The following is a 21,746-nucleotide window of genomic DNA, read 5'->3' on the forward strand; positions in this document are numbered from 1 at the left end:
GTTTACGCCAATTCATTTGAGTGTCAGACGCTATCCGTTTGGCGCCCACCTTCGTCGAGCATCTGTGCGGAAGGTGAAGGAGAACCTGTTTTGACCCTTAGTCCGGAACTTCACCAGAGCGCAATCGACAACTGCGCCCGTGAACCCATCCAGATTCCTGGCAGCATTCAGCCCCAGGGCTTTCTGCTGGTGATCGACGAAGCGGCGATGACCATCGTTCAGGTCAGCGCCAATGTCAGCACGTGGCTGGGCATGGCGCCTGAATCCCTGATTGGCATGGCGTTGCCCCGCATCTTCGATGATTGCCCGAGCCTGCTGGACCGGTTGGCCGCACTGCCTGAAGACGACCAGAACCCGTTCCATGTCGGTGATGTGTCCTTCCTTGAAGGCTCCCGTGCCGGCAAGCCGACGGCCATGATGGTGCACCGCCACGACCGGGTGCTGATCGCCGAATTCGAACCTGCGAGCGACATGGGCTCTGCCTACGGCAACGTCTATCCGCTGATGCGCACGTTCATCAGCCAGATGGAAGAGACCGAGACCATCGAAGCGCTGAGCCTGCGTTCGGTATCAGAGGTCAAGCGCATCACCGGTTTTGGTCGGGTCAAGGTCTACCGATTCGATGCCGACGGTAACGGGCTGGTCAATGCCGAAGTCGCCGATGAAGGCTACCCGAGCTACCTCGGGCTGAGCTTTCCAGGCACTGACATTCCCGCTCAGGCGCGGGCGTTGTACCTGGCCAACCGCATTCGCGTGATCGAAGACGCCGACTATCAAGCGTCGCCGCTCGTGCCGGTCAACAACCCCGTCACCGGTGCGCCGCTGGATTTGAGTTTTGCCACGTTGCGCAGCGTCTCGCCAGTGCATTTGCAGTACATGCGCAACATGCAGACACTGGCGTCGATGTCGATTTCCATCGTTGTGCGTGGCCAGTTGTGGGGCCTGATTTCCTGTCACCATTTGACTCCTCGCGCCGTGAGTTTCCAGACCCGCACCGCCTGCGAATTGCTCGGCAGCGTGCTGTCCCTGCAGATCGAAACCAAAGAGGCCCAGGCGAAGAACCAACGCATGCTCATTCTGCGTCGGCAGATCGTGCAGATGCTGGCGGCCATGGCCGATCTGGACAGCGTCATCGGCGGCTTGCGCGCCATGCCCGATGTGCTGCTGGCGTTCGTCGAGGCGAGCGGGGCCGCGGTGATTTCCGAATCGACGCTGGACGTCTACGGCGAAACCCCGAAACGCGAACAGATCCAGGCCCTGACCCAATGGCTGAGCAAGCGCGGCACCCACGACGTGTTCCAGTCGGACAATGTCGGACGTGATATTCCAGAGCTGCCGAAACTCGCCGAGTCGGTGAGCGGCGTGCTGGCCATGGCGATTTCCGAGCTGCATTCGAACTACATTATCTGGTTCCGCCCTGAACAGACCCGCGTGGTGAACTGGGCGGGCAAACCGGAAAAATCCGTCAGCGACAGCGGCTCCTTGAGCCCTCGTCACAGCTTTGCGCTCTGGCAGGAAACCGTGCGCGGCTTCTCCCGTCCATGGGATGAGCTGGACACCGAAGGCGTCGTCGAACTGCGGGCCGCCGTGCTCGGCATCGTGCTGCGAAAAGCCGAAGAAATGGCGGCACTTGCGGACGAACTGAAAAAGTCCAACAAGGAACTCGAAGCCTTCTCCTACAGCGTTTCCCATGACCTGCGGGCACCGCTTCGGCATATCGCCGGGTACGCCGAGCTGCTGGGCGACATCGAAGGCAGCAAGCTGTCCGAGCGGGGCGTGCGGTTTCTGGAAAACATCGGTGAGTCCGCGCGGTTTGCCGGGACGCTGGTGGACAACCTGCTGAGCTTTTCGCAGATGGGCCGTTCGGCGATGCGCTATTCGGAAGTCGATCTGAACGCGATGGTCGACGCGATCCGCCGCGAGATGCTGCCGGATTACCAGGACCGTGACCTGCAATGGCACGTTCCCGAGCCCTTGCCGGTCGTGATCGCCGACGCGGCGTTCCTGCATCTCGCGATGCGCAACCTGCTGTCCAACGCCATCAAGTACACCCGCAACCAGAGTGCGGCGGTGATCGAGATCGGCAGCTACGAAGAAGACGACAAAGTCGTGGTGTACATCCGCGATAACGGTGTGGGCTTCGACATGCAATACGCCAGCAAACTGTTCGGCGTGTTCCAGCGGCTGCACCGGATGGAAGAATTCGAAGGCACGGGGATCGGCCTGGCGAGCGTGCGGCGTATCATCGAACGGCATGACGGTTCGGTCTGGGCGCACGGCGAGCTCCGGCAGGGCGCCACATTCTATTTTGCGCTACCCAAGCGCAGCCTCTCTGTAACCCTTTGAGTGTCCGAGGAGACGCCCAATGTTGAAACCCATTCTTCTGGTAGAAGACAACCCCAACGATCTGGAGTTGACCCTCGTCGCGCTGGAGCGCACCCAGTTGGCCAACGAAGTGATCGTCCTGCGCGATGGCGCCGAGGCACTGGACTATCTCTTCCGCCGCAATGCCTACAGTGATCGCGTCGCCGGCAATCCTGCTGTGCTGCTGCTGGACCTGAAGCTGCCGAAACTCGACGGTCTTGAAGTGCTCAAGGCCATCCGTGAGAGCGAGGATTTGCGCAGCATTCCCGTGGTGATGCTGACCTCGTCCCGCGAAGAACCCGATCTGCAACGCGCCTACGCGTTGGGAGTGAACGCTTACGTGGTCAAGCCGGTCGAATTCAAGGAATTCGTCTCAGCCATCTCTGATCTCGGGATTTTCTGGGCCGTTCTCAACGAGCCGCCGCCTGGCTCACTGCGACTGACACGCCGTCCGGGGTCTTGATTCACCCGTTCCCATGGCCTGATCTGTCCCGCGAAATGCTGGCGGCGATGGTTTTTTGCGCAATACACGACGACTATTCATGCCGCTATCGCTTCTCAAACTGCTGCTGGTTGAAGACAGTCCGCACGACGCCGAACTGACCTTGCTCACGCTGGAAAGCAGTGGGCTGAAAATCGACGCCACCCTGGTCTACAACCACCAGGAGGTGGAGCGGGAACTGTTGGTCCGCCGTTTCGACCTGATCCTGAGCGATTACCTGCTGCCTGGTTCCTCCGGGCCCGAAGTGCTCAATAGCGCGTTGCGTCTTGCGCCGCAGACGCCCTTCATTTTTCTTTCCGGCATCTTTGGTGAACAGCACGCGGTCGAGATGATGCGCATGGGCGCCATCGATTACGTGCTCAAGCAAAACCTGAAAATGCTGCCCAAGGCCGTGATTCGTGCGGTCTCCGAGGTCCACGAACGGGAAAAACGCCAGCGCGCCGAGGCGACGTTGCAGGATGCCGAGGTCCGTGCTCATCTGGCCATTGAAGCGGCGGAAATGGGCGTCTGGACCTACGACCCGCGTACCGAGACCCTCCTGTGGGACGAGCGCTGCAAGGCGCTTTACGACGTCCCGGCCGACGCGCCGGTGAGCATGGCGTTCATGTTTTCCCGTTGCCACCCCGATGACCGCGACCTGCTGCAAAGCAAGGTCATGGCAGCCCTTGCCGCCGATACCGGCTTCCAGATCGAACACCGCCTGCTGGTCGAGGGAGACACCGAGCGTTGGGTGTTTTCCAACGGTCGCTCGCTGTTCGAAGACGGTAAATGCGTGCGTTTCACCGGGGTGATGCAGGACATCAGCGAACGCAAGCAGGCGACGCAGGCGCTGCATCAGCTTAATGAAATTCTCGGTGAGCGCGTGGTCCAGCGCACCCGTGAACGCGACCGCACCTGGGAACTGTCCCGGGAATTGCTTGGCGTGTTGCGCTTCGACATGACGCCTATCGCGCTCAATCCTGCCTGGGAAGCGACGCTGGGCTGGACCCGCGCTGATTTTCACGCGCAATCGCTGGGCGAGCTGATTCACCTCGACGACCTCGAAGCGACCTTGCGCGAGACCGCCAGCGTTGCCCAAGGCAATGTCACCACCCGTTTCGTCAATCGCATGCGCCACGCCGACGGCAGTTTCCGCTGGCTGTCCTGGACCATCGTGCCTGACGAGGGCCTGATGTATGCCGCCGTGCGGGACATCACCAGCGAACGGGCGGTGGTCGATGAACTGGCGGCCACCAACAAACGTTTGCGTGACCAGATTCGTGAGCGCGAGCGGGTCGAAGCGGCGTTGCAGCAGATGCAACGTCTGGAGGTGGTGGGCCAGTTGACGGCGGGCGTGGCCCATGACTTCAATAATTTGCTGACGGTGATCCTCACTAGCGCCAATTTCCTCGCCCGCGACCTGGAAAAAGGCGTGTTCACCAAATCGCCCCAACGCCTGCAAAACATTCGCTCGGCGGGCGAGCGGGGCGCCAAGCTCACCAGCCAGTTGCTGTCGTTCTCGCGCCGTCAGCGGCTGGAGCCGGTGGCGCTGAACCTCAACGACACCATTGGCGGCATGCGCGAGTTGTTGGCCCGGGCCTTGAGCGGCAGTGTCTGGGTGGAGACCGAACTGGCGGATGACCTGTGGAGTGCGCTGGTGGACCCGACGCAGACGGAGATGATCATCCTCAACCTCGCGATCAACGCCCGGGACGCCATGGCTCAGGGCGGGCAATTGCGCCTGAGCACCTGGAACGAGATCGTCTACCGCTTGCCGCAACGCCCCGAAGACCCGGACCCCGGCGCTTACGTGGTGCTGTCGGTCAGCGACTCCGGTTGTGGCATGAGTGAAGAGGTGCTGGCCAAGGCCTTCGAACCGTTCTTCACCACCAAGGCGGTGGGCAAAGGCTCCGGTTTGGGGTTGGCGCAGGTGTTCGGTTTCGCCAAGCAGTCCGGAGGTGGCGTGAGCATCGACACCGCCGAAAACGCCGGGACCACGATCAAAGTGTTCTTGCCGAGCATCGCTCGTACCGCGATACCGATGGTCAGCGTGTCCGACATGCCGGGCCACGCCGACGCCGACGACCTGCATCGCACGATCCTGCTGGTGGACGACGACCCCGAAGTGCGCTCGGTGACCGCCATGATGCTCAGTTCGCTGGGGTATTCGGTCGTCGAAGCGGAAAATGGCGATGAAGCGCTGAAGAAAATCGACAGCGGCATCGAGCTGGTGCTGACCGACTTCGCCATGCCCAACATGACCGGCGCCGAACTGGCCGAGATCGTGAGGCGCGACCATCCGGGGCTGCCGATCATGTTCATCACCGGGTTCGCCGACATCGACATCCTTGACGTCGATCAGCAACTGATCGTGCAGAAGCCCTACAAGGAAGAAGAACTGGCGCGCAAGTTGGCGAATGTGTTGACGAAGAATGGGGCGGGCGTGGCGTCGTAGAACGCAACCCGCGACCTGCTTCTGGCCGCAGGCCGTGGGAGCGTAGCTTGCTCGCGATCTGTCGCGAAGCGGCAGCAAAATCTGGTCATGCGGCGTGTCAGGTAAAAAGTTATTGATCGTTGGTGCGGTGTGTTTCAATCCTCCCGTGTCAGCACTTCCAGCAATTCAATCTCGAAAATCAGATTCGAATGCGGCGTGATGTGCGCTCCCATGCTGCGTTCGCCGTAACCCAAGCGGGACGGCACCCGCAACTTGCGCTTGCCGCCGACTTTCATCCCCATGATTCCGATGTCCCAGCCCTTGATGACTCGACCTGTGCCGATCACGCACTGAAACGGCTTGCCCCGTTCCCAGGAGGAATCGAACACGGTGCCGTCTTCCAGCGTGCCGGTGTATTGCGTGGTGATCAGCGCCCCCTTGACCGCCACTTTGCCGGTGCCTTCTTGCAGGTCGATGATCTGGAGTTCGTCGTTCATGGTGTCTTTCTCGTGGAAACCGAAGCAGGCGGCGATGCTAATGGCGTGGGGCATGGCTGGCAATATTCATCAGCGCGACGGGGTTCACTGTGGGAGCGAATTCATTCGCGAGAGGGCGGTACATCCGACACCTGTCTATCGTCTGGAAGATTATTCGCGAATAAATTCGCTCCCACAGAGGACGGATTTGCGGACACGCGTTCAACTCCCCCCGGATGACCCTTTGGGGGGCATAAAAAACGGCGCGTCCTGCGAGAGACGCGCCGTTTTCGTTTAGCGGATCAAGCGATCATCACGCGATGACGTCGCTGCTCCACTCGCCGTTCACCAGGCGCTTGAGGCCCAGCGGGTTGGCGTTTTGCAGCGCAGCCGGGAGCAGGCTGTCCGGATAGTTCTGGTAGCAGACCGGACGCAGGAAGCGGTCGATCGCCAGGGTGCCGACGGAGGTGCCCCGTGCGTCGGAAGTAGCCGGGAACGGGCCACCATGGACCATCGCGTCGGACACTTCCACACCGGTCGGGTAGCCGTTGACCAGGATGCGGCCGACTTTCTCTTCCAGCACCGGCACCAGCCATTGGTATGTCTGCAGGTCAGCGGTTTCACCGATCAGCGTGGCGGTCAGTTGGCCGCGCAACGCTTGCAGCGCCGCTTTCAGTTCGGCGTCGTCTGCCGTTTCGATCAGCAGCGTCGTCGGGCCGAAGACTTCTTCCTGCAGCAGTTCGTCACCGTTCAGCAGCATGCTCACGTCCGCCTTGAACAGCTGCGGCTGCGCCTGACGACCTTCCTGCGGTTTGCCCGCCAAGTGCGTGACGCTCGGGTGCGCCAGCAGTTTCTGCACGCCCTTGCCGTAACTGCGCAGGCCGCCTTCGTTGAGCATGGTCTGTGGCGCCTGGCCACCCATGTGCTCTTTTAACTGTTCGGTGAACGCCGTCAGGGCAGGGGAGCGAATGCCGATGACCACGCCCGGGTTGGTGCAGAACTGGCCTGCGCCCAGCACGACGGACGCCGCCAGCTCACCGGCAATGGTCGCGCCACGGGCTGTCAGAGCGCCAGGCAACAAGACCACCGGGTTGATGCTCGACATTTCGGCAAACACCGGAATCGGCTGTGGACGCTCGGCGGCCAGTTTGCACAGGGCGGTGCCGCCGTGCAGCGAACCGGTGAAACCCACGCCCTGAATCGCCGGATGCTTGACCAGACCTTCGCCGACGCCGCTGCCGAAGATCATGTTGAACACACCTTTCGGCATACCGGTTTTGTCGGCGGCACGCACGATGGCCTGACCGACCAGGTCAGCGGTTGCCATGTGGCCGCTGTGGGCCTTGACCACCACCGGGCAACCGGCCGCCAATGCAGAAGCGGTGTCGCCGCCGGCAGTGGAGAAGGCCAACGGGAAGTTGCTGGCACCGAAGACAGCAATCGGTCCGACGCCGATGCGCAGCTGGCGCAGGTCGACGCGAGGCAGCGGTTTTCGATCCGGCAGGGCCTGGTCAATACGTGCGCCGAGGAAGTCGCCGCGACGCAGGACTTTGGCAAACAGACGCATCTGGCCGCTGGTACGGCCGCGCTCGCCCTGGATACGACCCGCAGGCAACGCGGTTTCCTGGCAGACCAGTGCGACGAAGTCATCGCCCAATGCATCCAGCTCGTCGGCAATAGCGTCGAGGAACTCAGCGCGGCGAGCCGGGCTCAACTGGCGGTAGTCGAGAAAAGCGTCTTTGGCAGCGAGGGCGGCAGCGTCGATTTCGCCGTCCGTGGCCTGATGGAAAGCGTAAGGCAGGGCTTCGCCAGTAGTGGCATCCAGACTCTTGTGGCGTGCTTCGCCGAGGCCGCTGCGGGCGCCGCCGATGAAGTTCTGGCCGAGAACATTAGGCATCTGCTTCTCCTGTTATTGTTGGGTCGAAACGGTCGGACAAGGTGTCTGACGAGGAATCGGTAAAAGTGCGTGAAGCGTGCCGCCGATAACGCCGGGCGGGTCATCGCAAGTTGACAGTCATCATACAACTGCATTTTTGTGGCCGCAAGGGAAGGGGCGATTCCGGTTGGATGCCGACACGCAAGGGTAGCGGCATGGGTTGTGTCGTTCGCAGCATGGCAGCACGCCGCAAACCTCTGTGGAAGCGGATTTATTCTGGGCTGCATTCCGACAAAGGGGGGACAGGCGGTGGAGATGTAGCGGCTGAACCGGCCCTTTCGCGAATGAATTCGCTCCCACAGAAGATCGAGGCCAGACGCGAGATCCCGGCGCGCCGTCGTGCCCTGTAGCAGGCGGGCTTGCCGAACGCGGCGATCCTGCGGGCGCCGCCGACAATGGCCCCCTGAGCTTTCACCAAATTGGCCGTTTTACCCGCAGCGTCCAACGCATAACCTCGCCATCTGCCCACGATTCCGAGCATCGACATGCCGTCCCGAACCGATATTCATCAGGCATCACCCACGGCCATGAAGGCCATGCAAGCCGTGGAGCAGGCTGTGAGTCATTTGCCCCTGGAAGCGTCGCTGGTGGCGTTGGTGAAACTGCGGGTCTCGCAGCTCAACGGGTGCGCGGCATCGGTGGATCGCTACGCCCATGAGGCGAGTCTGCAAGGAGAGTCCGAGCGCAGGCTCTACACCGTGGCGGTGTGGCGTGAATCTCCCTTGTTCAGCGACCGCGAACAGGCGGCGTTGAACTGGGCCGAGTACATCACCCGAATCGCTGCGAGCCACGCCCCCGACGCCGATTATGACCAACTGTCGCAGCGCTTCAGCGAAGCCGAACGGGTGGACCTGACGTTGTTGATTGCCACCGTAAACAGTTGGAACCGGCTGACAGTGTGTTTCCGCTGACGGCCGGGCGTCCTACGCAATCTGCCCCAGCACATCCCGCAACCGGTCCAGCGCCGGGTCGATGTCGAGGGTTTCGATGGCACCGAACCCCAGCATCAGGCCATCCCGGGTTGGGGCGCTGTGATAGAAACCGGTCAGCGGGTACAGCCCGATCTCGACCTTGCGCGCCAACTCCACCAACAGCCGCAGGTTGATCGGCACCTTGAACATCACTGCCATGTGAAAGCCCGCCGTGCACGGAATCGCTTCCAGCCAGGGCGACAGGTCGCCCGCCAGACGCGCCAGTATCCGCTCGCGACGCCCAGCATAGATCCCGTGACAGCGGCGGATGTGCTTGTTCAGCAACCCCTCGCTGATGAATTTCGCCAAGGCCCATTGGGGCAGGGTGCTGGTGTGCCAGTCGGTCAGCTGTTTAGCCTTGATCACGGCCTCCAGAATGGCGCTCGGCAGCACCGCATAGCCCAACCGCAGCTCTGGCAATAGGGTTTTGGAAAAGGTCCCGACGTACGCCACGACGCCGAACCGATCCATGCTCTGCAACGAATCCGTGGGGCGCCCTTCGTAGCGAAATTCGCTGTCGTAATCGTCCTCGATGATGATCGCGCCGATACGGCTGGCCTTCTCCAGCAAGGCTTCCCGACGCGCCGCACTCATGGGCATGCCCAGGGGCATCTGGTGAGACGGGGTGACGTAGATCACATGGGCGTCCTCGGGAATGCCGTCGACGACGATGCCTTCCTCGTCCACCTGCACGCTGACCACATTCGCGCCCTGTGCCGCGAACAGCAGCCGCGCCGGGGTGTAGCCGGGGTCTTCCATGGCCACGGTGCAACCGGGCTCGATCAAGACGCGGGCAATCAGGTCGAGCGCCTGCTGCGCGCCGTTGCACACCACCACGTCGTCGGCGCTGCATTTCACGCCACGGGCAAACGCGATGTGTCCGGCGATGGCGTGACGCAGCGGCGCGACGCCTTCTGGCTGGCTGTAGAAACCCCGGGCCTGGGACATCTGCCGCAAGGCGTCTGGGTGCAGCGTCGCCAGTCGTCATGGGGGAATTGGGTCTTGGCCGTGGCGCCACCAATGAAGTCGCACCGCAGCGTGCCCTCCAGCGTGGGGTGTCTCAGGGGCAGCGAGATGTCCTGCCACTTTCTCACCACCTTTTGACTGGCGAGGTCCGAGCGAGTCGAGCTGCGTTGGGGTTGAGCGCTCAGGGTGTTGACGAAGGTCCCGCTGCCAATCTTGCCCACCAGAAAGTTTTCGTAGGTCAGCCGGCTATAAGTGTCGGAAATGGTCTTGCGGGACAATCCCAATTGCGCCGCGAGCAGGCGGCTCGGAGGCAGTTGAACCCCGGCGGCCAGGCGCCCGGATTCGATGCTGTCGCGCAGTTGCTGGTACAGCTGATTCGCCAGGTCCTTGCGGCCTTGAATGACGATGTGAAGTTCCACGCACAGCTCCCAGGCTCAGCGTCCACGATCCGGAATTCTAGTCAGTGGGCGAGGAAGCGGTATAGCTGCGCAGCGAAAAAACCGGCAATTGGTCTCCTGACCGATGCGCAATGGTGCGGTGAAAACCTTCGGGATTGGACGTCGCGTCCGTCCGCGCCGCCCCTTAGGCTGGGGGCCGTGATCATTGAGAAACCGTGAGCTCCCATGGCGCTTCGTCTGGACTACTACACCGCATCCCCGGCAGCGCTCAAAGCGCTCATCCTGCTGGAAGCGGCCAATTTCGAACTCTGCATTGAAAGACCGCTGATGGAGCTGATCAAGCTACGCGTCTCGCAGCTCAACGACTGTGCATTCTGCGCCGACATGCACGCCACCGACGCCCGTCTGAACGGTGAAAGCCCGCAGCGTCTGCATGCGCTGACGGTTTGGCGCACGTCGGACCTGTTCACGCCGCGAGAGCGGGCGGCGCTGGCGTGGTGTGAGGCGGTAACGTTGTTGTCACCGGAGGGGCCACCGGCGGCGTTGTACGAAGCGTTGTGCGCACATTTTTCTGAGCGGGAACGGGTGGACCTGACGGTGGGAATCGCCACCATCAACTGCTGGAATCGCATGGCCGTGGGGTTTCGCAAGGGGCCTGCGGTTTGAGGGCAAACCCGCTATCCTGCCCGCTGCTTTTTTTACCCCCTTTCAAATGCAGCCGGACGGATATCACACATGGAGTTCACCAGCGGCTTTTTGCTGAGCCTTTCGTTGTGCCTGGACATTGGCGTGGCCAACATCGCGATGATCACGCTGGCGATGCAACGGGGCTATCTGCAAGGGTTCTGGCTGGGGCTGGGCACCTGTTTCGGTGATCTGTTCTACGCCATTCTGGCGCTGGCGGGCATGACCGTGCTGTTGCAATACGAATGGGTGCGCTGGGGGTTATGGCTCGGGGGTTCGGTGCTGTTGATCGGCTTCGCGGTGAAGATGGTGATTGCCGCGTTGTCCAGCCACGGTGGCCTGGCCGTGGCCGGGGAGGCGGACAATCGCTCTGGGTTGAGGGAGTTTTCGCGAGGGGTGTTTCTTGCGGTGTCGTCGCCCACGGCCATCCTCTGGTTCGCGGCAGTGGGCGGGACGCTGATCTCGCGGGCGGGCGGACACGGCTCCCTCAGCACCGCGTTTTTTCTGTCCGGTTTCTTCAGCGCGGGCGTGGCCTGGTGCGTGTTCATCTGCTTCGCGGCCAGCCATGGCGGGCGATTGTTGGGGGATCGGCTGCTGAAATACTCGTACTGGGTGTCGGCAGCGATCTTCTGTTACTTCGCTGTGTTCGTGATCGTGTCCGGGTATCACGAATTCATCGTCAACGCGGCGCGGGGGTAAGCCGAACCGAGGCGCCATCTGTTCTTCAAACACCGAACGTTTACGTCCATGGGCGCTCATAGACATAAGCAACGGCGTAGACAGGATCGTCCCCAGCCGCGCGTTTGAGCGTGTGGGACGACCTCTCCAAATCCCTTTGAAGACGGAACCCTGGACCCTATGACCACACCGGACAAGCAGTACGTGGAATGGCTGGTTGAGCAATCGATGCTCAACGCCGCACAACAACGCGCTAAGCTCTATGGCGGCCAGGGGCGGCTCTGGCAACGGCCTTACGCGCAGGCCCGCCCTCGGGACGCTTCAGCGATTGCGTCGGTGTGGTTCACCGCCTACCCGGCGTCGATCATCACCCGTGAAGGCGGCTCGGTGCTGGAAGCACTGGGGGATGAAAAGCTCTGGCACGCCTTGTCCGAGATTGGGATTCAAGGCATCCACAACGGCCCGCTCAAAGCCTCCGGTGGCCTCAAGGGGCGGCAGAAAACCCCAAGCATCGACGGCAATTTCGACCGCATCAGCTTCGAGGTCGATGCCGAACTGGGCACTGACGCGCAGTTTCTCAGCCTCAGCCGCATCGCCGCCGCGCACAACGCGGTGATCGTCGATGACGTGATCCCGTCCCACACCGGCAAAGGCGCGGATTTCCGTCTGGCCGAGCTGGCCTACGAGGAATATCCCGGCCTGTACCACATGGTCGAGATCAAAGAAGAAGACTGGTCGCTGCTGCCCGACGTCCCCACTGGGCGCGACGCCATCAACCTGCCGCCCGCGACCGTGGATGCCTTGCGCGACAAGCATTACATCGTCGGTCAGCTGCAGCGGGTGATCTTTTTCGAACCGGGGGTCAAGGAAACCGACTGGAGCACCACACCTGTCATCACCGGCGTGGACGGCAAAGACCGGCGCTGGGTGTACCTGCATTACTTCAAGGAAGGCCAACCGTCGCTGAACTGGCTGGACCCGAGCTTCGCCGCGCAACAGATGATCATCGGCGACGCGCTGCACGCCATCGACGTGATGGGCGCGCGGGTGTTGCGTCTCGACGCCAACGGCTTCCTTGGCGTCGAGCGCAAGGCCGATGGCACCGCGTGGTCGGAAAGCCATCCGCTGGCGATTACCGGCAACCAGTTGCTGGCGGGCGCGATCCGCAAGGCCGGGGGCTTCAGTTTTCAGGAGCTGAACCTGACCATCGACGACATCGCTGCCATGTCCCACGGCGGCGCCGACCTGTCCTATGACTTCATCACCCGTCCGGCCTACCAGCACGCGCTGCTGACCGGCCGCACCGAGTTTTTGCGGCTCATGCTGCGCCAGGTCCATGACTTCGGGATCGATCCCGCGTCGCTGATCCACGCTTTGCAGAACCACGACGAGCTGACCCTGGAGCTGGTGCATTTCTGGACGCTGCACGCCCATGATCAATACCTGTACATGGGCCAGACCTTTCCCGGCAATATCCTGCGCGAGCACATTCGCGAAGAGATGTATGAACGCCTCGCTGGCGAACATGCGCCTTACAACCTCAAGTTCGTGACCAATGGGGTGTCGTGCACCACCGCCAGCATTATCACAGCGGCGCTGGGCATTCGTGAGTTGGACACCATCACCGCTGACGACGTGAACAAGATTCAGCACATCCACCTGTTGCTGGTGATGTTCAACGCCATGCAGCCGGGGGTGTTCGCGCTGTCGGGCTGGGATTTGGTGGGGGCGCTGCCGCTGCCCGCCGAGCAGGTCGCGCACCTGATGGGCGATGGCGACACCCGCTGGATTCATCGCGGCGCCTACGATCTGGTGGACCTGGACCCCAGCGCTGAAACCTCAGCGGGCGGCATGCCGCGTCCGACCGCGCTATACGGCAGCCTGGTCGAACAGCTGCAACGGCCGGACTCGTTCGCCTCGCAGTTGAAGAAAATCCTCGCCGTGCGCCGCGCCTACGACATCGCCGCCAGTCGCCAGATTATGATCCCTGACGTCGAGCATCCGGGCCTGCTGATCATGGTCCACGAACTGCCGGCCGGGAAAGGCACGCAGATCACCGCGCTCAACTTCAGCGCCGAATCCATCGTCGAAACCCTGCACCTGCCGGGCATCGCACCGGGGCCGGTGGTGGATATCATCAACGAGCGGGTCGAGGGCGATCTGACGGAAGAGGGTGAGTTCACCATTACGCTGGATGCCTACGAAGGCTTGGCGTTGCGGGTCGTGAGCATGGTGGCGCCGATGATGTAAACGCTGCGAACCCTGTGGGGGGCGCCGGAGATTACGACGGCGGCCAAGCGGACTGTCAGGCAGTTTGTCTGTGACTGATCCACCGCTTTCGCTGCCGTCGTAACCTCCGGCGTTTCCCACAATGTGAACTGCTCTCAATATTCTGGAAACTTCCCTTGTCCATCGCCCAACCCGCTCACAGACCGACCCTCATTCACCTCTGGAGCTACCGCCTGACGTTCCTGCTGTCCGGCATGGCGCTCGGGGCGTGGGCGCCGTTGGTGCCGTTTGCCCGGGACCGTGCGGGGCTGGAAGAGGCCGAATTGGGGTTGCTGTTGCTGTGCTTCGGCGTAGGTTCGATGCTGGCGATGCCACTGGCTGGCGCCTTGACCACGCGCAAGGGCTGCCGCTTCGTGGCGCTGATCGGCGGGGCCTTGATTTGCAGCATGTTGCCGCTGCTTGCCACGCTGTCGTCGTTCACTGCGCTCGCCTTGGCCCTGGCGGTTTTCGGGGCGGGGTTGGGCAGCATCGACGTGGCGATGAACGTGCAAGGACTGATGGTGGAACAGGATCATCGGCGCCCGCTGATGTCAGGGTTTCACGGGCTGTTCAGTCTGGGCGGGATCGTCAGTGCGGGCGCCATGGGGTTGATGCTGTGGAGTGGCGCGTCGCCGTTATTCGCCGTGTCGGTGATGGTGGCAATCGTCGCGGGCACGTTGCTGAGCCAGGCCCGACACTTGCTGCCGTTCAGCGCGGACGACCCTTCGACGCCTTTCTCATGGCCGACGGTGAAGGTGCTGATCATCGGCCTGCTGTGCTTCATTGCGTTGCTGGTGGAAGGCGCGATTCTTGACTGGAGCGCAGTGTTTCTCAACCGTGCTCATCAGATTGACCTGTCGGTCGCGGGGGGGGCTTACGCAGTGTTTTCGCTTGCCATGGCAGCGGGCCGGTTTTCCGGCGATGCCTTGAGGAAGCGCTTCGGTGCGGTGAAACTGCTGATCGGCGGCGGCCTGCTGGTCATGCTCGGTTTTGCCATGGCGGTGCTGTTACAACCGTGGCCGCTGTTCTTGCTCGGCTTTGCGTTGATCGGTCTGGGTTTGTCCAACACGTTCCCGGTTTACTGTTCCATCGTCGGTGCGCAAACAGCGATGCCCGCCGGGTTGGGCATCGCGGTCATCACCGGAATCGGTTATTGCGGGATTCTGCTGGGGCCGGCGCTGATCGGCTTTGCCGCGCACTTCATCGGCTTGCGCGACGCGCTGTTGTGCGTCGGCACCTTGCTGTTGGCGCAGGTGCTCAGCGCGCGGGCATTGGCCAAGGGCTGAGCCGGTTCAATGCGCGATGAGCCGCTGCGCCAGTTCGGGCAGCAGCACTTCGCAGGACGCTTCGATCTTCAGGTCCAGCACATCGTCCGCCCGGGTCTTGCCAAGGTTGATGGCGATCAGCGGTTTGCCTTGCTCGACGATGCGCCGACACAGGCGAAACGCCGAAAATGCCATCAGCGACGACCCCACCACCAGTAAACCGTCCGAGGTTTCCACCCGGTCCATGGCCTTGGCCGCCGTGGGCGGCGCAACGTTCTCGCCGAAAAACACCACGTCCGGCTTCATGCGTTCGCCGCCGCAATGAGGGCAGTGGGGCACCTGAAAGCGTTCTTCAAAGGCGGGGTCGAGCAAGGTGTCGCCATCCGGGGCCTGAACCGCATCGACACCGGCCAGGTAGGGGTTCTGCTCCAGTAACGTCAGCTGGATCACGTCGCGCTCGGTGCGCTGACGGCAATCCAGACACAGCACCCAGTGCAGGCTGCCGTGCAGTTCGATCACGTCATGACTGCCCGCTCGGTCATGGAGCGTGTCGACGTTCTGGGTGATCACGCCCCGGATCAGTTCGTGTTGTTGCAACGCGGCCAATGCAGCGTGAGCGGCATTCGGTTGCGCGGCCCTCACCCGAGGCCACCCGAGCATGGCCCGCGCCCAATACCGGCGGCGCGCTTCGGGGGCGTTGAGGAATTCCTGAAACATCATCGGCTGCCGACCCCGTCGCACGCCTTCGCTGTCACGGTAATCGGGGATTCCGGACGAGGTGCTGATGCCTGCGCCCGTCAACACCGTGAACGAGCGTCCGCTCATCCAGTGCAGGAGGGATTCGAGGTGGGAAAGGGCAGGCGTATCGAACATGCGCGGGGCCTCGTCAGCGTGGTGGGTGGACTGATACTAAACGAGGTGGAGGATTTGTGCAGAGCAGGTATTGCCTTGAAATCGATGCTATGGCTCTTTGTACAAGTGAGCTTGCTCGCGATTGCAGTGGGCCAGATATCACCCATCTGGCTGACCCACCGTAATCGCGAGCAAGCTCACTCCTACAGGTTCAGCGGCGCGCCCGTTTTCGAGACGAACATTGGGCTTTCTGTAGGAGCGAATTCATTCGCGAAAGGCCCGTACAGGCGCAACCTCTCCGTCGTCTGTACTGCCGATTCGCGAATGAATTCGCTCCCACAGGTCATTCGTCAGACCTGAGAGGGGGAATCAGCTCAGCAACTCCGCAAAGGCTTTGTCCGCCTCCAGTACCGCAGGCAATGCCGTGAACAGCGCATCCAGATCAACGCCTTCAAACAGCGGCCCTTCGATGGACTGCTGCGCCTGCGGTGTCGCGCCGCCGTTGCTTTCGAGCGCATCGGACACGGTCAGCGCCTGGGCGACGATCCGGGCTTGGGTCGCGTCGCCGGGTGCCTGCATCGGGCGGGCCTGATAGGCAATCGCCTGCTGGATCACCGGCGGCAACTGCCAGCGACGGGCCAGCTCCGCACCCACTTCCGGGTAACCGAAGCCCAGTTGCAGGGTCTCGATGGCGGCGCGGCTGGTGGTGCCGGTCTTGGTGACGCTGTTGATGCGCTCGGCCACTTGCGGCGCGCCGGTCTGGATCAGCAGCTCGCCAATGTCATGCATCACGCCGCACGTGAAAGCGATTTCCGCGTCGGCGCCCGACTGCTTGGCCAGCAGGCGACAAATCCCCGCCACTTGAAAGCTTTTCAGCCAGAAGCCCTTGAGGTCGAAGCTTGGCCCCGCCTTGAATGCCCCGGTCACCGCCGACGCCAGCACCAGCGTGCGCAGGGTGTTGAAGCCCAGGCGCATGGCCGCGTCGTCGATGCTTGAAGACTCCCGCGCCCCGCGAAACCGCGCCGAGTTGGCCAGCCGCAGAATCTTGGCGGAAATCACCGGGTCCTTCTGGATGTTGCGAGCGATGCTCTCAATGTTCGACGACGGGTTGTCGAACTGTTGAATCAGGTCTTGAGCCACTTTGGGAATGCTCGGAAGACTGCCCAAATCCGCGAAGAGTTGCTCGATACCCATGGACGTGCTCCTGTTTCATATGAATTACCAACGATAGGCAAAAATGGCGAATCTGCACGGCGGTTGAGAAGCTTTTGATACAGGCGGCACGAAATCTCGGGTGCATCCACAGAACCCTGTGACACCCCGAGACCTGCAGGAACGTCAAATGACGCACTGCATGGCGACGCCCAGTCCCTGCGGGAGCGAATTCATTCTGGGCGGCATACCGACGAAAGATGTATCAGACGATGTAGATCTATCGGCCGCATCGGCCGCTCGCGAATGAATTCGCGCCTGCAGATGTCCATCCATTTACTGACAATCACGGCGCCGGTTCGCGAAACTGTACGACATTACCCTCCGGGTCGAACCCGTCACAGGCGGTGAAGCCGCGGGCGGTGAACTGCCCGGCCGGCGCGTCCACCTGCCCACCCAACGCGACCGCCGCTGCGCGGGCGTCTGCCAGGTTTTTCACGGGAAACACCAGCTTGATGGGCAGGTCCACGCGCCGCTGCGGCGGAGAACTGATGATGACCCGGTCGGAAACCGCTTTCGGAATGCCATGAATCACCAGTTGGTAGGTCGACGACTCCAGCACGATCAACCGTTTTTCAGTGACGGTCTGCGTCATGTCCAGCAGTTCGCGATAAAACGCGGCGACACGGGGCAAGTCTTTGGCGAACAGGACGGCGCCGTGTTTGGGCAGATCGGTCATGGCTTTCCTTGCTGAACGAGGCTCTGTGGAGTCGATTGCGTGTTCCGCCACCGCCTCGAACTGCCGGCGGACCAACGGCAACAGGCGTCAGGTTCGCAGCTTGGCGGCGGTTTTTGAAGAGGGCCTAAAGGCGGTTTGGTGCTCTTTTTTGCTTGTTAAGCGTTGAAGGCAGTTTGTCCGGCAAAAAATCAGTAATATGGCGCAACATCGGTGGGGGCCGTTCCCTCGGCCGAGCCTTCACGACCATATTGATGAAACGCCAGCCCCCACCTGCGGGCGCGCTGGCCAGGAAATAGAGGGTGTCATGGGTAACGAAAGCATTAATTGGGACAAGCTGGGTTTCGACTACATCAAGACCGACAAGCGCTACCTGGCTCACTGGCGCGACGGTGAGTGGGACACAGGCACCCTGACCGAAGACAACGTGCTGCACATCAGCGAAGGCTCGACCGCGCTGCATTACGGCCAGCAATGTTTCGAAGGCCTGAAGGCCTACCGTGCCAAGGACGGGTCGATCAACCTGTTCCGCCCGGACCAGAACGCCGCGCGCATGCAACGCAGCTGCTCGCGTCTGCTGATGCCTCACGTTCCGACCGAACAGTTCATTGAAGCGTGTAAAGAAGTGGTCCGCGCCAACGAACGTTTCATCCCGCCTTACGGCACGGGCGGCGCGCTGTACCTGCGTCCATTCGTGATCGGCGTGGGTGACAACATCGGCGTGCGTGCAGCGCCCGAGTTCATCTTCTCGGTGTTCTGCATCCCGGTCGGCCCTTACTTCAAGGGCGGCATGAAGCCACACAACTTCGTGATCTCCAGCTACGACCGCGCCGCGCCACAAGGCACCGGCGCTGCGAAAGTTGGCGGCAACTACGCGGCGAGCATGATGCCGGGCAGCGAAGCCAAGAAAAACGGCTTCGCCGACGCGATCTACCTGGACCCGCTGACGCACTCGAAAATCGAGGAAGTCGGTTCGGCCAACTTCTTCGGCATCACCCACGATGACCAGTTCATCACGCCTAAATCGCCTTCCGTGCTGCCGGGCATCACCCGTCTGTCGCTGATCGAGCTGGCTGAAAGCCGTCTGGGCCTGAAAGTGACCGAGGGCGAAGTCTTCATCGACAAGCTGGATCAGTTCAAGGAAGCCGGTGCCTGCGGGACCGCTGCGGTGATCACGCCGATCGGTGGCATCAGCTACAAAGACAAGCTGCACGTGTTCCACAGCGAGACCGAAGTGGGTCCGGTGACACAGCGTCTGTATAAAGAGCTGACCGGCATTCAGTTTGGTGAGATCGAAGGCCCGGCGGGCTGGGTCGTCAAGGTCTGAGCCTGATCTGATCCACGCTCGATAAAGAAGCCACCGCCCTCGCGCGGTGGTTTTTTTTGCGCCTGATTTTGAATCCTGTCATCGAACCGTGGTAAACCGCACCTTCGATTCAGTGGCCAATCGGTCCGATTTCAACGCAAAAGCAAGGATGTTTTATGCTGTCACGAGCGGTTTCCCGTCCTTTTCTGCGCTTGCAGCCATTCACCGTTTCCCTTGGCCTGTTCGCCCTCGGCGCCGTGCCCGATGCCTGGGCCAAAGACGATTACGAGTACCCCCACGCCCACGAACCCATCGGCACCGTCGAGCAGATTTACGAAGGCACGATGCTGCCTGACCTCGCGGTCAGCACTTACCGCAACATCGATCGACTATTTCCCACGCGCACGATCGACGGCAGTGACCATCCTTACGCCCTGCCGAAAGCGCCTCGACAGCTGGACAACGTCCACTTCACCTACGAAGGCAAGAAGTACGACCTGTTCGACTACGTCGCGGTGGACAGCATTACCGCGATGCTGGTGATCAAGGACGGCAAAGTCGCCTACGAGACCTACCAGCGCGGCAACACCGACAGGACCCGCTGGATGTCGATGTCCATGGCCAAGTCCGTCACCTCTACGCTGGCGGCTGTGGCGCTGCATGACGGCGCGATCAAAAGCCTCGACGATGCGGTGGTCGACTATGTGCCGCGCCTCAAGGGCAGCGCTTACGAGGGTGTGACGATTCGCAATGTGCTGACGATGACGTCCGGGGTGAAATGGAGCGAAGCGTTTACCGACCCTTCATCCGACCGCCGCGCGTTGTTGCGGGCGCAGATTGCCCAGACCCCGGGGGCGGCGATGACGCTGATGGCGAGTTTGCCGAAAGCGGCCGAACCGGGCACGGTCAACAACTACAGCACGGGCGAGACGCAAGTGCTGGAAGAAGTCATTCGCAGCGCCGTAAAGATGCCGCTGTCCGACTATCTGGAGCAGAAAATCTGGCGACCGTTCGGCATGGAACACGACGCCAAGTGGTGGCTGGATTCGCCCAATGGCCAGGAAATCGGCGGCAGTGGCATCAGCGCGACGCTGCGGGACTTCGGGCGTTTCGGGCTGTTTTTCATGAACGGCGGCAAGATCGCCGGCCAGTCGATTCTGCCGCAAGGCTGGGTTCAGGAAGCCACCGCTCCCAAGGTGCTCAAGGACGGCAGCCCGTTGAATTACGGCTACATGTGGTGGCCGGGCCGGACCGAAGCCTCGATCAAGGACGGCGCCTACTCGGCCATCGGCATGCAGGGCCAGAACATCTACATCAACCCGACGCACAACGTGGTGATCGTCACCTTTGGCGATCAACCCAAGCCGCTGCGCCGCAATCTCATCGCGCCGCTGGCGTTTTTTGATGCGGTGGTGGCAGCGCTCGACTAGCGACGTCGCCGATGAAGCCGCCCGGAAAAGGGCGGCTTAGTGCCCCAGATTGCCCAACAGGTCCGCCTGCACGATTTCGACCCAGTACTCGTCCGGATCGCTGATGAAGGCAACGTGTTTCATGCCTTTGTCCAACCGTTTGACGAAGGGCACGCCCAAGGATTCGAAGCGGGCGCACGCCGCCTCAATATCAGGCACTGAAAAGCAGATGTGCCCGAAACCTCGCGGGTCCTTGTTGCCGTTGTGGTACTGCGAGTCGTCGCTTTCAGTGCCCCAGTTGTGGGTCAGCTCCAGCACCGATTCTCGGCTAAAGGTATGGCTCATGCGCGCCGACGCATCCTCCGGCACTGCCTCGCCTTTGGTCATCGCCAGAAACAGCAGCGAAAACTTCCCCTCGGGAAAATCCACTTGGCGCAGCAGCCGCATCCCCAGCACCCGCGTGTAAAAGTCCAGCGAACGCTCGGGGTCCTTCACCCGCAACATCGTGTGGTTGAACACGTAATCCTGAGTGACGGCGTCCGGCGTAAGGCACACACCGGGTTGGGTTTCGCTGACGAAAGACATGGCAGGCTGCTCGTGATGAGTGAAGCCGACAGTCTAGAAAGGCCGCGGGCGGGGCGGGTAATACCGGATTACTACCGGGTTGTCGTTTGCCGACACGCACCCTGTCCAGGCTTATAACCACGTAGTAGACCGCTATTACCTTTCCCCCCACGGCGCTACTACTATCAATTCAGCTTGATTGCACCGACAAAAAAAATAACAAGGACAAAAGCCATGAGTGACCTGATACTCGATCGTCGCCGCTTTTTGCAAGGAAGCGGCGGGCTGTTGCTGGGAACGCTGGTGTTCGGTTCCGGCCCTGTTGCACTGCTTGCTCCAAGCCGGACCTGGGCATTGGAGATGAACACACTGGACAGCGCCACCGGCAGCAAGCTCTTGCTGGTTATCCGGCGCATCTTCCCCCACGACACCATGGAAGACGCGGTCTATGCGTTTTCCGTCAAAGCCCTTGATGAAAAAGCCTCCGCGGACCCCAGCGTCGCCGACACCCTGAAGCAGGGTCTGGCCGATCTGGACCAGCGCGCCGGCGGCGACTGGGCTTCGCTTGCTGAAGACAAGCAAGTGGGCATTCTCAAGGAAGTGCAGACCGGGCCGTTTTTCGCGCTGGTGCGCGGTGTGTCGGTGAACAGCCTTTACAGCAACGAGCTGGCGTACAAGCACTTCGGCTATGAAGGCGCGTCCTTCCCCAAAGGCGGTTACATCCATCGCGGGTTCAACGACCTGAAATGGCTGCCCAACCCGCCTGTCGATGCCAGCCCGACTGTCCCTGCCTGAGGAGCGCAATC

17 protein-coding genes and 1 pseudogene are annotated in these 21,746 nt (G+C 61.7%); 11 read left to right on the forward strand and 7 right to left on the reverse strand.

Going from position 1 to position 21,746, the window contains the following annotated elements; translation table 11 throughout:
* Window positions 1-90 precede the first annotated feature (90 nt).
* The 3 genes from ACWKWE_RS01960 to ACWKWE_RS01970 all read left to right on the forward strand — a co-directional run bounded on the left by ACWKWE_RS01960 (window position 91) and on the right by ACWKWE_RS01970 (window position 5,300).
* Window positions 91-2,346: an ATP-binding protein gene (locus tag ACWKWE_RS01960; protein WP_483849442.1), complete on the forward strand. Its 2,256-nt coding sequence runs from the start codon at window positions 91-93 to the stop codon at window positions 2,344-2,346.
* Between the two features lie 19 nt (window positions 2,347-2,365).
* Window positions 2,366-2,827, forward strand: a complete 462-nt coding sequence (locus tag ACWKWE_RS01965; protein WP_483849443.1) for a response regulator — start codon at window positions 2,366-2,368, stop codon at window positions 2,825-2,827.
* A gap of 79 nt (window positions 2,828-2,906) precedes the next feature.
* Window positions 2,907-5,300 (forward strand): response regulator, encoded by a 2,394-nt coding sequence (locus tag ACWKWE_RS01970; RefSeq protein WP_483849444.1) that lies wholly within the window; start codon window positions 2,907-2,909, stop codon window positions 5,298-5,300.
* A 134-nt stretch (window positions 5,301-5,434) separates the two neighbouring features.
* Here ACWKWE_RS01970 and ACWKWE_RS01975 read toward each other — a convergent pair whose 3' ends face one another.
* Window positions 5,435-5,776 carry an FKBP-type peptidyl-prolyl cis-trans isomerase gene (locus tag ACWKWE_RS01975; protein WP_166598088.1) on the reverse strand — a complete coding sequence of 114 codons (342 nt, stop codon included), beginning with the start codon at window positions 5,774-5,776 and terminating at the stop codon, window positions 5,435-5,437.
* Between the two features lie 292 nt (window positions 5,777-6,068).
* The gene (locus ACWKWE_RS01980) at window positions 6,069-7,652 is read right to left on the reverse strand and encodes an aldehyde dehydrogenase (NADP(+)) (protein ID WP_483849445.1); all 1,584 of its coding nucleotides are present in this window, start codon (window positions 7,650-7,652) and stop codon (window positions 6,069-6,071) included.
* Between the two features lie 524 nt (window positions 7,653-8,176).
* Between ACWKWE_RS01980 and ACWKWE_RS01985 the strand changes: the two genes are divergently transcribed.
* The gene (locus tag ACWKWE_RS01985; protein WP_483849446.1) at window positions 8,177-8,602 is read left to right on the forward strand and encodes a carboxymuconolactone decarboxylase family protein; all 426 of its coding nucleotides are present in this window, start codon (window positions 8,177-8,179) and stop codon (window positions 8,600-8,602) included.
* 12 nt (window positions 8,603-8,614) lie between these two features.
* On the opposite strand, the pseudogene pdxR reads toward ACWKWE_RS01985, so the two are convergent.
* Window positions 8,615-10,047 (reverse strand): annotated as a pseudogene (gene pdxR, locus ACWKWE_RS01990) (MocR-like pyridoxine biosynthesis transcription factor PdxR).
* Window positions 10,048-10,251: 204 nt separating this feature from the next.
* On the opposite strand from pdxR, the gene ACWKWE_RS01995 reads away from it, so the two are divergent.
* The 4 genes from ACWKWE_RS01995 to ACWKWE_RS02010 all read left to right on the forward strand — a co-directional run bounded on the left by ACWKWE_RS01995 (window position 10,252) and on the right by ACWKWE_RS02010 (window position 14,942).
* Window positions 10,252-10,692 carry a carboxymuconolactone decarboxylase family protein gene (locus ACWKWE_RS01995; RefSeq protein ID WP_483849447.1) on the forward strand — a complete coding sequence of 147 codons (441 nt, stop codon included), beginning with the start codon at window positions 10,252-10,254 and terminating at the stop codon, window positions 10,690-10,692.
* Between the two features lie 69 nt (window positions 10,693-10,761).
* Window positions 10,762-11,409 carry a LysE family translocator gene (locus tag ACWKWE_RS02000; protein WP_483849448.1) on the forward strand — a complete coding sequence of 216 codons (648 nt, stop codon included), beginning with the start codon at window positions 10,762-10,764 and terminating at the stop codon, window positions 11,407-11,409.
* Between the two features lie 159 nt (window positions 11,410-11,568).
* Complete coding sequence (treS, locus tag ACWKWE_RS02005) at window positions 11,569-13,638, forward strand: maltose alpha-D-glucosyltransferase (RefSeq protein ID WP_483849449.1); 2,070 nt, start codon at window positions 11,569-11,571, stop codon at window positions 13,636-13,638.
* 155 nt (window positions 13,639-13,793) lie between these two features.
* Window positions 13,794-14,942 (forward strand): MFS transporter, encoded by a 1,149-nt coding sequence (locus ACWKWE_RS02010; protein WP_483849450.1) that lies wholly within the window; start codon window positions 13,794-13,796, stop codon window positions 14,940-14,942.
* A 6-nt stretch (window positions 14,943-14,948) separates the two neighbouring features.
* Here the strand turns inward: ACWKWE_RS02010 and ACWKWE_RS02015 are convergent, their stop codons facing one another.
* The 3 genes from ACWKWE_RS02015 to ACWKWE_RS02025 form a co-directional block, all read right to left on the reverse strand.
* Complete coding sequence (locus ACWKWE_RS02015; protein WP_483849968.1) at window positions 14,949-15,746, reverse strand: NAD-dependent protein deacetylase; 798 nt, start codon at window positions 15,744-15,746, stop codon at window positions 14,949-14,951.
* A gap of 396 nt (window positions 15,747-16,142) precedes the next feature.
* On the reverse strand, window positions 16,143-16,967 hold the full coding sequence (locus ACWKWE_RS02020; protein ID WP_483849451.1) for an HDOD domain-containing protein: 825 nt from the start codon (window positions 16,965-16,967) through the stop codon (window positions 16,143-16,145).
* A 304-nt stretch (window positions 16,968-17,271) separates the two neighbouring features.
* Complete coding sequence (locus tag ACWKWE_RS02025; RefSeq protein WP_483849452.1) at window positions 17,272-17,664, reverse strand: VOC family protein; 393 nt, start codon at window positions 17,662-17,664, stop codon at window positions 17,272-17,274.
* A 304-nt stretch (window positions 17,665-17,968) separates the two neighbouring features.
* Between ACWKWE_RS02025 and ACWKWE_RS02030 the strand changes: the two genes are divergently transcribed.
* Together ACWKWE_RS02030 and ACWKWE_RS02035 are read left to right on the forward strand one after the other, a co-directional pair.
* Window positions 17,969-18,988 carry a branched-chain amino acid aminotransferase gene (locus tag ACWKWE_RS02030; protein ID WP_166598098.1) on the forward strand — a complete coding sequence of 340 codons (1,020 nt, stop codon included), beginning with the start codon at window positions 17,969-17,971 and terminating at the stop codon, window positions 18,986-18,988.
* Window positions 18,989-19,143: 155 nt separating this feature from the next.
* A complete protein-coding gene (locus tag ACWKWE_RS02035; RefSeq protein WP_483849453.1) occupies window positions 19,144-20,397 on the forward strand; it encodes a serine hydrolase domain-containing protein in 1,254 nt (417 codons plus the stop codon).
* Window positions 20,398-20,433: 36 nt separating this feature from the next.
* On the opposite strand, the gene gloA is transcribed toward ACWKWE_RS02035, so the two are convergent.
* Window positions 20,434-20,961 (reverse strand): lactoylglutathione lyase, encoded by a 528-nt coding sequence (gene gloA / locus ACWKWE_RS02040; protein WP_483849454.1) that lies wholly within the window; start codon window positions 20,959-20,961, stop codon window positions 20,434-20,436.
* Window positions 20,962-21,174: 213 nt separating this feature from the next.
* Here gloA and ACWKWE_RS02045 point away from each other — a divergent pair, with 213 nt between their 5' ends.
* Window positions 21,175-21,735: a tat (twin-arginine translocation) pathway signal sequence gene (locus ACWKWE_RS02045; RefSeq protein ID WP_483849455.1), complete on the forward strand. Its 561-nt coding sequence runs from the start codon at window positions 21,175-21,177 to the stop codon at window positions 21,733-21,735.
* Window positions 21,736-21,746 lie beyond the last annotated feature (11 nt).

This window comes from Pseudomonas salicis (genome assembly GCF_057128705.1).

Coding starts and splice junctions, on each gene's coding strand:
- ACWKWE_RS01995 (WP_483849447.1), top strand. CDS start 10,252: ATGGCGCTTCGTCTGGACTACTACACCGCATCCCCGGCAGCGCTCAAA.
- ACWKWE_RS01985 (WP_483849446.1), top strand. CDS start 8,177: ATGCCGTCCCGAACCGATATTCATCAGGCATCACCCACGGCCATGAAG.
- ACWKWE_RS02000 (WP_483849448.1), top strand. CDS start 10,762: ATGGAGTTCACCAGCGGCTTTTTGCTGAGCCTTTCGTTGTGCCTGGAC.
- ACWKWE_RS02035 (WP_483849453.1), top strand. CDS start 19,144: ATGCTGTCACGAGCGGTTTCCCGTCCTTTTCTGCGCTTGCAGCCATTC.
- ACWKWE_RS02015 (WP_483849968.1), bottom strand. CDS start 15,746: ATGAGCGGACGCTCGTTCACGGTGTTGACGGGCGCAGGCATCAGCACC.
- ACWKWE_RS01980 (WP_483849445.1), bottom strand. CDS start 7,652: ATGCCTAATGTTCTCGGCCAGAACTTCATCGGCGGCGCCCGCAGCGGC.
- ACWKWE_RS01970 (WP_483849444.1), top strand. CDS start 2,907: ATGCCGCTATCGCTTCTCAAACTGCTGCTGGTTGAAGACAGTCCGCAC.
- ACWKWE_RS01965 (WP_483849443.1), top strand. CDS start 2,366: ATGTTGAAACCCATTCTTCTGGTAGAAGACAACCCCAACGATCTGGAG.
- treS (WP_483849449.1), top strand. CDS start 11,569: ATGACCACACCGGACAAGCAGTACGTGGAATGGCTGGTTGAGCAATCG.
- ACWKWE_RS01975 (WP_166598088.1), bottom strand. CDS start 5,776: ATGAACGACGAACTCCAGATCATCGACCTGCAAGAAGGCACCGGCAAA.
- gloA (WP_483849454.1), bottom strand. CDS start 20,961: ATGTCTTTCGTCAGCGAAACCCAACCCGGTGTGTGCCTTACGCCGGAC.
- ACWKWE_RS02025 (WP_483849452.1), bottom strand. CDS start 17,664: ATGACCGATCTGCCCAAACACGGCGCCGTCCTGTTCGCCAAAGACTTG.
- ACWKWE_RS02030 (WP_166598098.1), top strand. CDS start 17,969: ATGGGTAACGAAAGCATTAATTGGGACAAGCTGGGTTTCGACTACATC.
- ACWKWE_RS02020 (WP_483849451.1), bottom strand. CDS start 16,967: ATGGGTATCGAGCAACTCTTCGCGGATTTGGGCAGTCTTCCGAGCATT.
- ACWKWE_RS02045 (WP_483849455.1), top strand. CDS start 21,175: ATGAGTGACCTGATACTCGATCGTCGCCGCTTTTTGCAAGGAAGCGGC.